The sequence below is a fragment of the Actinomadura miaoliensis genome, from assembly GCF_039536785.1.
GTDB classification, from domain to species: Bacteria; Actinomycetota; Actinomycetes; order Streptosporangiales; family Streptosporangiaceae; genus Spirillospora; species Spirillospora miaoliensis.
Genome location: NZ_BAAAZG010000001.1, coordinates 733,369 through 744,470, shown reverse-complemented (window position 1 = coordinate 744,470; position 11,102 = coordinate 733,369). Strand labels below are relative to the sequence as shown.

Below are 11,102 nucleotides of genomic sequence, written 5' to 3'. Positions count from 1 at the left end.
CGCTTCGCTGCGGTCGCGGTCAGCGCGGGGCCATGCGCAGCGCGCCGTCCAGGCGGATGGTCTCGCCGTTCAGCATCCTGTTCTCGATGATCTGCAGGGCCAGCGAGGCGTACTCGTCGGGGACGCCGAGCCGGTTGGGGTGGGGGACGCTCCTGCCGAGGGACGCGCGCACGTCCTCGGGCAGCCGGGCCAGGATCGGGGTGTCGAACAGCCCGGGCGCGATCGTGGTGACCCGGATCAGCCGCGACGCCAGGTCGCGCGCGGCCACCAGCGTCATGCCGACCACGCCCGCCTTCGCCGACGCGTACGGGATCTGGCCGATCTGCCCCTCCCACGCGGCGACGGACGCGGTCAGCACGCACACGCCGCGTTCGCCGCCGACGGGCTCGTTGCGGGCCATCCGCGCCGCCGCCAGCCGCAGCACGTTGAACGTCCCGATCAGGTTGATCCGCACGATCCGCTCGTAGGTCTCCAGCGAGCCGGGGCTGCCGTCGCGGCCGACGAGCCGCACCGGCCCGCCGCGTCCCGCGCAGTGGACCAGGGCGCGCAGCGGGGCGGCGGCCTCGGCGGCGTCGAGCGCGGCCTGCACGCCGCCGGGATCGGTGACGTCGGCGGGGGCGAACGTGCCGCCGAGCCGCCCGGCCACGGCCTCGCCGTCCGACTCGGGCAGGTCCAGGACGACCACGTGGGCGCCGCGCTCGGCGAGCCGCGCCGCGGTGGCCGCGCCCAGGCCCGAGGCGCCGCCGGTGACGATGACCGATGTTCCGTTGACGTCCACGCGGGTGTCTCCGTTTCGCGGTGGTTGAACGCGGGGGTCAGAGGCGTTCGATGACGGTGGCGTTGGCCATGCCGCCCGCCTCGCACATCAGCTGCAGGCCGTAGCGGCCGCCGCCGTCCTCCAGGGCGTGCAGCATCGTGGCGGCCAGGCGGGCGCCGGACGCGCCGAGCGGGTGGCCGAGGGCGATGGCGCCGCCGCGCGGGTTGACCCGGGCCGGGTCGGCGTCCGGGAACTCGGCGAGCCAGGCCAGCGGGACGGACGCGAACGCCTCGTTGATCTCGATGTGGTCGATGTCGGCGAGCGTCAGCCCGGAGCGTTCCAGGACCCGGCGCGTCGCCGGGATGGGCGCGGTGAGCATCAGCAGCGGGTCGTCCCCGCACACCGCCATCGCGTGGACGCGGGCGCGCGGCGTCAGCCCCAGCTCCGCGCAGCGGCCGGCGCTCATCACCAGCAGGGCGGCGGCGCCGTCGGTGATCTGCGACGAGTTCCCGGCGGTGACGTGCCAGCCGATCTCGGGGAAGCGGGCCGCGACGTCGTCGCGCGCGAACGCGGGCCGCAGCGCGGCCAGGCGTTCCACGGTGCTGTCGGGGCGGATCGTCTCGTCGCGGGCGAACGCGCCCGCCGGGGTGCCGACCGGCACGATCTCGCGGTCGAACGCGCCGGAGTCGCGCGCGGCGGCGGCCAGGCGGTGCGAGCGGACGGCGTAGGCGTCCAGGTCGTCGCGTCCCAGCTTCCAGCGGGCGGCGACCAGCTCGGCGGCGACGCCCTGCGGCACCAGGCCGGGGGCGTACCGTTCGCCGACCGCGGTGCCGTACGGGTCGGCGCCCGCGCGGGCCGAGCCCATCGGAACCCTGCTCATGGATTCCACGCCCGCCACGACGACGACGTCCTGGCATCCGGACATGACGGCCTGCGCGGCGAAGTGCAGGGCCTGCTGGCTGGACCCGCACTTGCGGTCGATGGTGGCGGCGGGCACGTGCGGCGGCAGCCCGGCCGCCAGCCAGGCCATCCGGCCCGGCGTGGCCGACTGCTCGCCGACCTGCGACACGCATCCCACCAGCACGTCGTCGACGAGTCCGGGGTCGAGGTCGTGCCGGGCGAGAAGCGCCGTGAACGTCCGGGCCAGGAGGTCGACCGGGTGGACGTCGGCGAGCCCGCCGCCCGGACGGCCCCGCGCGCTGGCCGTCCGGACCGCGTCGACGATGACGGCCTCGGCCGGCGGGTGTCCCTGCTGCATGGCAATTGATTATCATGATATGCATCAGTATGTCCACGAGCGCCGGTGACCGCCGCTCGCCCATAAACCAGGTTCATCATTACTAGGGAGAAGGCGGGTTCCATGACTGCCGTTGCCGAGCATCCCGAGATCGACGAGATCCGCGCGCTGGCGGCCCGGGTGGCGGCCGAGGTGTTCGGCCCGTCGGCCGCCGAGCGCGACGCCGCCCGCGCCCCCGTGCCGGAGAACGAGCGGCGCCGCCTGGGCGACCTGGGCTTCCTCGGCATCGCGCTGCCCGAGCGGTTCGGCGGCGCGGGCGCCCCGCTCCCGCAGGCGCTGGCCGTGATCGAGGAGTTCGCCAAGGTGTCCCGGCCCGCGGCGTTCCAGATCTTCGAGGCCAACACCGGGCCCGCCCAGGTGATCAACCATCTGGGCACCGAGGAGCAGCGGGCGCGCTGGCTGCCGCCGATCATCCGGGGCGAGAGCACCATGGCCGTCGCGATCTCCGAGCCGGACGCCGGGTCGGCCGCCACCGACATGCGCACCCGCGCCGAACCCGTCCCCGGCGGCTACGTCGTCAACGGCGTCAAGCGCTGGATCTCCAACGGCGGCGAGGCCGACCGGTACCTGCTGTACTGCCGGATGGGCGACGCCCCCGGATCCAAGGGCATCGGCGCCGTCGTCGTGGAGAAGGGCATGCCCGGCCTGAGCTTCGGCCCGCCCGAGAGGCTCATGGGCTTCCGCGGCATCCCGTCCGCCGACGTGATCCTCGACGGCGTCCACGTGCCCGAGGAGAACGTCGTCGTGCCCGCCGGCGGCTTCGGCAGGCTGTTCGGGGTCTTCTCCATCGAACGGCTCGGCAACTCCACCATGAGCCTGGCGATCGGGCAGGCCGCGCTCGACCGCACCCGCGAGTACGTGCGCCGCCGCGAGCAGTTCGGCAAGCCGCTGGTGGAGTTCCAGTCCGTGCAGCTCACGCTGGCCGACATGCTGCTGCAGGTCGAGTCGGCCCGGCTGCTGGTCGAACGCGCCGCCGCCGGCGCGGGCACCGGACTGCCCGACCCGCTGCACACCTCGCTGGCCAAGTGCGCCGCCAACGAGATGGCCAAGCGCGTCACCGACCTGGCCATGCAGCTGCACGGCGGCAACGGCTACACCGAGGAGTACGGGATCGAGCGCCTGCACCGCGACGCGCACGGCTGGGCCATCGCGGGCGGCACCCCCACCATGCAGCGCATCCGCATCGCCTCCGAGCTGCTCGGCCGCAGGTTCGACCAGCGCCGCTGACCGTCCGCCCCCGACACCGACCCCGAGGAGCATCGTGGAAGAAGGGCAGTTGTTCGAGCTGAGCCCGCGTCACCGCAAGGTGCGGGAGGCGGCGCGGGAGGTCGCGGCGCGGGTGGACGCGTTCGCCGCCGAGGCCGACGAGAGCACCGAGGTGCACGCCGGGGTCCTGGACGCCCTGCGCGCCTCCGGCCTGGCCCGGCACGTGGTGCCCGCGGCCCACGGCGGGGAGAGCGAGACGCTCGACCCGCTGACGATCACCGTCGTGCGCGAGGCGCTGATGTACTCCTCGGCGCACCTGGACTCGCTGTTCGCCATGCAGGGCATCGGCAGCTACTCGCTGGCCGTCGGCGGGACCGACGAGCTGCGCCGCGCGTGGCTGCCCCGGGTGGCCGCGCTGGAGGCGATCGCCGGGGTGGCGCTCACCGAACCGGACGTCGGGTCCGACCTGCGCGCCGTCACCACCACCGTCGACCGCGTCGCGGGCGGCGTGCGGGTGCACGGCCGCAAGTCGTTCATCACCAACGGCGGCGCGGCCGACTTCTACTGCGTGCTCGGCCGCGAGGGCGACGACGGGTACTCGATGGTGCTCGTCCCCGCCGACGCGCCCGGGCTGACCGTCACCCGGGGCAGCGACCTCATCGCCCCGCACATCCTCGGCGAGCTGGACTTCGACGGGGTCGTGGTGCCCGAGGAGAACCGGCTCGGCGTCCCCCGCAAGGCGTTCTCGCTGATGCTGCAGACCCTCGCGGTGTTCCGCGTGTCGGTGGCCGGCTCAGCGGTCGGGCTGGCGCAGGCCGCCCTGGACGAGGCGCTGCGGCACGTCACCACCCGCGAGCAGTTCGGCAGGCCGCTGATCCACCTCGGCGCCGTCGCGCAGAACGTCGCCCTGTCGTGGACGGAGGTGGAGACGGCCCGCGCGATCGCCTACCGGGCGGCGGCGCTGGCCGGCTCCGACCCGCTGGCCCGCCTGGACATGTCCTCGATCGCCAAGGTCGGCGCCACCGAGGCCGCCGGCCGGGTCGTGGACCGGTCCCTGCAGGTCATGGGCCGCTTCGGGCTGGTGCGCGGCTCGAAGATCGAACGGCTGTACCGCAATGCGCGTCCGCTGCGCGTCTACGAGGGCGCCACCGAGGTGCTGCTCGACTCGCTCGCGCGCCGCCTGGCGAAGGGAGTCTCCTGATGGATCTGCGGCTGCGGGACGCGGTCGTCCTGGTGACCGGCGCGAGCCGGGGCCTGGGCGCCGCCATCGCGCTCCGGCTCGCCGCCGAGGGCGCGCACGTGGTCGGCGCCGCCCGCTCCAAGGACGCCCTGGACGAGCTGGCCGAGCGCGGCGACGGCCGTATCACCGCCGTGGAGGCCGACATGCGCGACGAGGACGCCGTCGCCGGGCTCGCCGACGAGGTGGTCGCCCGGCACGGACGCATCGACGCGCTGCTCAACAACGCGGGCGTCGCCCCGGCCGGCAGGTTCGCCGACCAGGACCCCGCCGTGTGGAAGGAGACCATGGCGGTCAACGTCATCGCGCCCATGCTGCTCGCGCGGGCCGCCGGACGGCACATGATCGCCCAGGGCGGCGGCCGCATCGTCAACGTCGCCTCCACCACCGGCGTGCGGGGCAAGCCCCACCTGGTCGCCTACTCGACGTCCAAGGGCGCGGTGGTGCGGTTCACCGAGGCCCTGGCCGCCGAGTGGGCCGCGAAGAACGTCCAGGTCAACTGCCTGGCACCGGGCGCGTTCCGCACCGACGCCCAGCGCGCCGTGCTGGAGTCGCCCGACCTGCTGCGCCGCCGCGTCGCCCGCATCCCCGCCGGGCGCATCGCCGACCCGGCCGAGCTGGTGCCGCTGGCGTGCCTGCTGCTGTCCCCGCTGTCGTCGTTCACCACCGGCGCGACGTTCGTGGTGGACGGCGGCGAGTCCGGCAAGCTGTGAGGGAAACATGATCATTGATGCGCACAGCCACGTCTGGCCGGACCGGATCGCCGCGGCCGCGCTCGGCGGCAACCGCGTGCCCGGCCTCACCGCGCGCGGCGACGGCACCGTCGGCGGCCTGACCGCGGCGATGGACCGCACCGGCGTCGATGTCAGCTGCTGCCTGGGCATCGCCAACCAGGCCCGGCACGTCGACAAGGTCAACGCGTTCGTCGCCGGGCTGGCGGGGGAGCGGCGGATCGGCGTCGGCACCGTCCACGTCGACCTGCCCGTCGAGGAGAACATGGCCAGCCTGCGGCGGCACGGCGTCAGAGCCGTCAAGCTGCACCCGCTGTTCCAGAACTTCGCCCTGGACGACCCCCGCCTGTGGGACCTGTTCGAGGCGTTCGGCTCCGACGTCGCCGTCATCGCCCACGTGGGGGAGGGCGGCGACGCCCGCACCAACGCGCTGTCCAGCCCCCGGATGATCGCCGACATCGCGCGGCGGTTCCCCGACCTGCGGCTGGTGGCCTGCCACTTCGGCGGCTACCGCATCCTGGACCAGGCCGAGGAGATGCTCGACGGCGCCGACGTGGTGCTGGAGACGTCCTGGCCGCCGAGCCTGGCGGAGCTGCCGCCCGAACGGGTGCGGCGGCTGGTGCGGCGGCACGGCGCGGAACGGATCGTGTTCGGCTCGGACTGGCCGATGACCGACCCGGGCGAGGAGATCGCCGCGATCGGGGCGCTCGGCCTGACCGACGACGAGACCAAGTCCGTGCTCGGCGGCACCATGGCCCGCGTCCTGGGGATCGACTCGCCCTGGGCCAGGTGAACCGGTGACCGGATGCTCCGGGAGGTCCCGCGCGGCCTCCCGGAGTGTGCGGAGCGCCGGAGTGTGCGCAGCGCCGGGGGCAGGGGGCGTTACGGGCCGTCGCTCCACACGATCGGGGCCGCCAGCACCTCGGGGAACTTGCGTTCGGCGTAGCGGATGTACTCGTCGATGTGCCGGGTCATCGCCTCGGCCGACGCCGCCGGGTCGCGCGCGGCGATCGCCTCGTAGATCCGCAGGTGCGCCCGGTGCACGGCGCGGCGCCGCACCTCCGGGTAGTCGATGCCGATGGCCGAGCCGTCCAGGATGCCGAGCAGCGCGTCCACCACGAGACCGAACAGCTCGTTGCCCGAGCCGTGCGCGATGACGTCGTGGAAGCGCTTGTTCTGCTCCAGGAACACCGCCTGGTCGTGCAGGTGGTCGCCCATGACCTCGACGCTGGAGCGCAGGTCGGCCAGGTGCCCGGCGCTCATCCGCTCGGCGGCCAGCCGCGCCATCATCGGCTCCAGCCCGCCGCGCGCCTCGGCGACCGTGCGGAACGGCGCGTTGCCGAACTGCAGCAGCAGCGTCAGCGTGGTGGCCAGCGTCCCCGCGTCCGGCCGCTGCACGACCGGGCCGCCGCCCGGCCCCGGCTTCAGCGCGATCACGCCCTGCAGCTCCAGGAACCGCAGCGACTCGCGCAGCGTGCCGCGGCCGACGCTGTAGTGCTCCAGCATCTCCCGCTCGGGCGGCAGCCGGTCGCCGACGGTGTTGCCGCGCCGGTTGATGTCGGCGACGATCCGCTGCGCCAGCAGCTCGGCGGTCTTCTTCGGCCGCGGCGTGCCCCGGGCCGCCGGGCCGGGCGCCACCGGTGCCGTCATCGTCAGGACCCTCCCGGGGCGCTGATCACGCCCGCCGCGGCCAGCTCGGCCAGCCGGTCCGCGGGCATCCCCAGCTCCCCGCCCAGCACCTCGCCGGTGTGCTCGCCGACGCCGGGCACGCCCTCGTACGCCGGCCCCGCGTAGTCCTTGACGTGCAGGACCGGGCCGGGCATCACGGCGGCCGGGCCGAGCACGGTGCCCGCCAGCTCCACGAGCGTGCGCTCGGCGAAGTGCGGGTCGCGGGTGATGTCGCGCGCGTCGTTGACCGGCGCCGCCACCACCTCGTGCTCGTCCAGCACGGCCAGCACGTCGGCGCGCGGCCGCGACCGCACCCAGTCCGCCACGATCTTCTGCAGCGCCTCGTTGTTGGCCATGCGCGCCGCGTTGGTGGCGTACCGTTCGTCGGTGCGCAGGTCGGGCCGGTCCATCGCGTCGAACAGCCGCATCGCGATGCTCTGGTTGGACGCCGCGATCGACAGCCACGCCCCGTCGGCGGCCTGGTAGATGCCGCGCGGCGAGGCCGCGCCCGACGCGTTGCCGCAGCGCTGCATGATCTCGCCGGAGGCGGTGTAGCGCAGCACCGCGTCACCGAGGATGAACATCAGCGGCTCGTACAGCGCCACGTCCACCTCGCCGCCGGCGCCGTCGCCCGCCTCCCGCCGGTACAGCGCCATGGTCGTGCCGAACGCCGCCGCGATCCCGGCGATCGAGTCGGCGAACCCGAACGGCGGCGCGGTCGGGGGAGAGTCCGGCCAGCCGTTGAGGAAGGCGTACCCGCTGGCGGTCTCGGCGACGGTGCCGAACCCGGGACGCTCCCGGTACGGGCCGGTCTGCCCGAAGCCGCTCACCCGCGTCAGCACCAGGCCGGGGTTGTCCTGCGACAGCTCCTTGTAGCCCAGGCCCCACGCCTCCATCCGGCCGGGCCGGAAGTTCTCGATGAGCACGTCGGCGTCCCGGGCCAGCCGCCGGACGATGTCGCGCCCTGCGGGCCGCCGCAGGTCGACGCCCACCGACCGCTTGCCCGCGTTCAGCCTCGAGAACCCGATCGCCAGGCCGTTGTGCGCGGGCTGCCACTGGCGGGCGAAGTCTCCGCTCGCCGGGTCCTCGACCTTGACCACGTCCGCGCCGAAGTCGCGCAGCATCCGGCCGGCGGTCGGCGCCGCGTACATCGAGCCGAGCTCGATGACGCGCACGCCCGCGAGCGGGCCGTCGGCGGGGGGCGGACTGTCGTCGCGCATGTCAGCAGGGCTCACGCGCCGGACCTCCAGGTGTGTTCACGTGCGGGACCCTCCCGCTCGCGATCGGTTCGTGGGACGGCTCGGGGGTCAGCTCAGGTCGAAGCCGTCGTAGTCACGTGCGGCCACGTCGGCGCAGATCTGCCGGTAACGTCCGACCCCGCCGACGTAGGGCATGAACACGCGCGGCTTGCCCGGCACGTTCGCGCCCAGGTACCAGGAGTTGCCGCGCGGGTACAGCGTCTGCGCGGCGACGTCGTTGACGTGCTCGACCCAGGCGTCCTCCTTCTCCAGGACGGCCTCGGAGCGGGTCAGCCCGTTCTTGCGCAGGTACTCCAGGTGGTCGGTGACCCACTCGACGTGCTGCTCGATCGACACCAGCACGTTGCTGATGACCGAGGGGCTGCCGGGCCCGGCCATGAAGAACAGGTTGGGGAACCCGTGGGTGGCCAGCCCCAGGTACGTCCGGGGGCCCGCCGACCACTTGTCCCGCAGCGACCGCCCGCCCCGGCCGCGGATGTCGACCTTCAGCACGGCGCCGGTCAGCGCGTCGAACCCGGTGGCGAACACCAGCACGTCCAGCCGGTGCAGCTCCGGCCGCGCGCCGCCGGTGCGCACGCCCTCGGGCTCGACGCGCTCGATGGGGGTCTCGCGCAGGTCGACCAGGCGGACGTCGTCGCGGTTGAACGTCTCGTAGTAGCCGATCTCCAGGACCAGGCGCTTGCTGCCGAACGGGTAGCCGCGCGGGGTGAGCCGCTCGGCCACCTCCGGGTCCCGGACGATCTCACGGATCTTGGACCGGACGAACTCGGCGGCCCTGTCGTTGGCCGCCGGGTCGCGGGTGATGTCCCTGTAGGCGGCCTGGATGTCGGGCCCGCCGCGCCGCCAGTACTCCTCCAGCCGTGCGCGCAGCTCCTCGGGGGCGGCCTCCACCGCCAGGTCCTCGTGCAGCACGCGGTGCGTCCCGCCCGGATGGTTGCGGGCCTGCTCGCGGTACTCCTCGAAGCGCGACTTGAGGTCGGCGACGTACTCGGGGTCGAGCGGGCGGTTGACGGCCGGGACGATGTAGTGCGGGGTGCGCTGGAAGACCGTCAGGTGCGCGGCCTGCCGGGCGATCTGCGGGATGACCTGCACGCCGGACGAGCCGGTGCCGATCACGCCCACGCGCCTGCCGGTGAGGTCGACGCCGTCGTGCGGCCAGTTCCCGGTGTGGTGGCAGTCGCCGGCGAAGTCGCCGACGCCCTCGATCTCGGGCGGCTTGGCGACCGACAGCTGGCCGGTGGCCATGATGACGTGGCGGGCGGTGACGCGGTCGCCGTGCTCGGTGGCGGCCGTCCAGGTGCCCGCGGCCTCGTCGAAGGTCAGCGCCGTCACCCGGGTGCGGAAGGTGATGTCGCGGCGCAGGTCGAACCGGTCGGCGACATGGTCGATGTAGCGGAGGATCTCCGGCTGGGACGGGTAGCGCTCGGTCCAGTTCCAGTCCTGGACCAGCTCGTCGGAGAAGGAGAAGCAGTAGTCGACGCTCTCGATGTCGCAGCGCGCCCCCGGGTACCGGTTCCAGTACCAGACGCCGCCGACGTCGCCCGCCGCCTCCACGGCGTGCACCCGGTGGCCGAGCTCGCGCAGCCGGTACAGGGCGTACAGCCCGGCGAAGCCCGCGCCGACGACCAGGACGTCCAGCTCCCCGGGCGGCGGCCCGGGACGTTCGTTCGATGCGGTGGGCGTGCTCACTGCCAGGCGCTCCTACCCTTAACTCTGATAATGAAATGAAGGTATTTGGTGGATGGTCACTCCGTCAAGCGGCCGCCGGGGCGACGGCCCTCCCGGCGCTGCCGGCCAGGTCGCCCGGCGGGCCGGGCCGCTTGACCCGAGGAGAAATCCAGGCGCATGATGAACCTGGTTTCTTCGCCCTGACGTCCCCTGTCCAGCTGGTCCGTACGATGTCGCCCAGGGTGATCCGGGCGTGTGGAGGTGCCGAGGTGCTGCGGTTCGGGCTCGCCGTCATGAACGACTTTCCCCCGGACGTCGTGCCCGCGCGACGCGTCCCGCTGATCCGCGAGCAGGTGCGGGCGGCCCGCGACGCGGGAATCTCCTCGGTCTGGGTGCTGCAGCACTACCTCGGCGGCATGCCGACCCTGCAGCCGATCCCGCTGCTGGCCGCGCTCGCCGACGACACGGGCGACATGCGCCTCGGCACGAACATGTTCATCCTGCCGCTGCGGCACCCCGTCGAGGTCGCCGAGGAGTTCGCCACCCTGGACCACCTGACCGGGGGACGCGCCGTCGCCGGCTTCGGCATGGGCTACCGGGAGAACGAGTTCGCCTCGTTCGGCATCCCGATGGACCACCGGCTCGGCCGCTACGAGGAGGCCGTCGAGTTGATCCGGCGGCTGTGGACCGGCGAGCGCGTCACGTTCCAGGGCGCGCACTTCCGCGTCGACGACCAGCACATCAGCCTGCCGCCGGTCCAGCCGGGCGGGCCGCCGGTGTGGATCGGCGCGGGCCCGCACCGCACCGGAGCGCTGCGCGCCGCCCGGCTCGGGGACGCCTGGATCGTCCCGCCCCACGTCACGCCGGCGAAACTGCGCACGCTCCTGGGCCACTACCGGGGGGAACGCGAACGGCTCGGCCGCGGGCCGTCCGAGCTGGTCGTCCGCCGGGAGCTGGTGCTCGACCACGACCGCGAGCGCGCGCGGGCCGTCGGCGTCGCGGCCCGCGGCGCCCTCACCCGCAAGTACGCCGAGCACAACGCGCCGCAGCAGGGCGACGCGTACCGGCACCTGCGCGGCGACCGCGCGGCCGAGGAGGTCGCCGACGCCTCCTACCTGTTCACCGACCCGGCCGGGGCGATCGCCGCGCTCAAGGCGCTGGAGGCCGACGGGTTCACCCACGTCATCCTGCGCGCCCAGTGGTACGACCTGCCCCAGGAGCAGGTGCTGCGGACCCTGGAGCTGTTCAGGGACGAGGTGCTGCCGGCCTTCCGCTGACC

General features: G+C 74.0%; 10 protein-coding genes. 5 read left to right on the top strand and 5 right to left on the bottom strand.

Annotated features, from left to right (window positions below; all coding sequences use genetic code 11):
* Positions 1 to 19: 19 nt before the first annotated feature.
* Both ABD811_RS03415 and ABD811_RS03410 read right to left on the bottom strand, forming a co-directional pair.
* Positions 20 to 778 (bottom strand): SDR family NAD(P)-dependent oxidoreductase, encoded by a 759-nt coding sequence (locus tag ABD811_RS03415; RefSeq protein ID WP_344940486.1) that lies wholly within the window; start codon positions 776 to 778, stop codon positions 20 to 22.
* Between the two features lie 37 nt (positions 779 to 815).
* Entirely contained in the window at positions 816 to 2,015 is a 1,200-nt protein-coding gene (locus ABD811_RS03410; protein ID WP_344940483.1) for a thiolase family protein, read from the bottom strand.
* Positions 2,016 to 2,117: 102 nt separating this feature from the next.
* Between ABD811_RS03410 and ABD811_RS03405 the strand changes: the two genes are divergently transcribed.
* The 4 genes from ABD811_RS03405 to ABD811_RS03390 are packed head-to-tail and all read left to right on the top strand — an operon-like array spanning position 2,118 to position 6,021.
* Positions 2,118 to 3,281 carry an acyl-CoA dehydrogenase family protein gene (locus ABD811_RS03405; protein ID WP_344940481.1) on the top strand — a complete coding sequence of 388 codons (1,164 nt, stop codon included), beginning with the start codon at positions 2,118 to 2,120 and terminating at the stop codon, positions 3,279 to 3,281.
* A gap of 34 nt (positions 3,282 to 3,315) precedes the next feature.
* Entirely contained in the window at positions 3,316 to 4,461 is a 1,146-nt protein-coding gene (locus tag ABD811_RS03400; protein WP_344940478.1) for an acyl-CoA dehydrogenase family protein, read from the top strand.
* Positions 4,461 to 5,210 carry an SDR family NAD(P)-dependent oxidoreductase gene (locus tag ABD811_RS03395; RefSeq protein WP_344940475.1) on the top strand — a complete coding sequence of 250 codons (750 nt, stop codon included), beginning with the start codon at positions 4,461 to 4,463 and terminating at the stop codon, positions 5,208 to 5,210. Before ABD811_RS03400 ends, ABD811_RS03395 begins: the two co-directional genes overlap by 1 nt.
* Positions 5,211 to 5,217: 7 nt before the next feature.
* A complete protein-coding gene (locus ABD811_RS03390) occupies positions 5,218 to 6,021 on the top strand; it encodes an amidohydrolase family protein (protein WP_344940472.1) in 804 nt (267 codons plus the stop codon).
* An 89-nt stretch (positions 6,022 to 6,110) separates the two neighbouring features.
* On the opposite strand, the gene ABD811_RS03385 is transcribed toward ABD811_RS03390, so the two are convergent.
* The 3 genes from ABD811_RS03385 to ABD811_RS03375 form a co-directional block, all read right to left on the bottom strand.
* Positions 6,111 to 6,878, bottom strand: coding sequence for a FadR/GntR family transcriptional regulator (locus tag ABD811_RS03385; protein WP_344940470.1), 768 nt, complete (start codon positions 6,876 to 6,878; stop codon positions 6,111 to 6,113).
* A gap of 2 nt (positions 6,879 to 6,880) precedes the next feature.
* Positions 6,881 to 8,131, bottom strand: coding sequence for a CaiB/BaiF CoA transferase family protein (locus ABD811_RS03380; protein ID WP_344940467.1), 1,251 nt, complete (start codon positions 8,129 to 8,131; stop codon positions 6,881 to 6,883).
* A 72-nt stretch (positions 8,132 to 8,203) separates the two neighbouring features.
* Positions 8,204 to 9,844 carry a flavin-containing monooxygenase gene (locus ABD811_RS03375; RefSeq protein WP_344940464.1) on the bottom strand — a complete coding sequence of 547 codons (1,641 nt, stop codon included), beginning with the start codon at positions 9,842 to 9,844 and terminating at the stop codon, positions 8,204 to 8,206.
* Positions 9,845 to 10,065: 221 nt separating this feature from the next.
* Between ABD811_RS03375 and ABD811_RS03370 the strand changes: the two genes are divergently transcribed.
* Positions 10,066 to 11,100, top strand: a complete 1,035-nt coding sequence (locus tag ABD811_RS03370) for an LLM class flavin-dependent oxidoreductase (protein WP_344940461.1) — start codon at positions 10,066 to 10,068, stop codon at positions 11,098 to 11,100.
* The last annotated feature ends 2 nt before the right edge of the window (positions 11,101 to 11,102 follow it).

What these genes read in the sequence shown, in the direction of transcription:
- ABD811_RS03410 (WP_344940483.1), bottom strand. Translation starts at nt 2,015, where the DNA reads ATGCAGCAGGGACACCCGCCGGCCGAGGCCGTCATCGTCGACGCGGTC.
- ABD811_RS03405 (WP_344940481.1), top strand. Translation starts at nt 2,118, where the DNA reads ATGACTGCCGTTGCCGAGCATCCCGAGATCGACGAGATCCGCGCGCTG.
- ABD811_RS03395 (WP_344940475.1), top strand. Translation starts at nt 4,461, where the DNA reads ATGGATCTGCGGCTGCGGGACGCGGTCGTCCTGGTGACCGGCGCGAGC.
- ABD811_RS03390 (WP_344940472.1), top strand. Translation starts at nt 5,218, where the DNA reads ATGATCATTGATGCGCACAGCCACGTCTGGCCGGACCGGATCGCCGCG.
- ABD811_RS03385 (WP_344940470.1), bottom strand. Translation starts at nt 6,878, where the DNA reads ATGACGGCACCGGTGGCGCCCGGCCCGGCGGCCCGGGGCACGCCGCGG.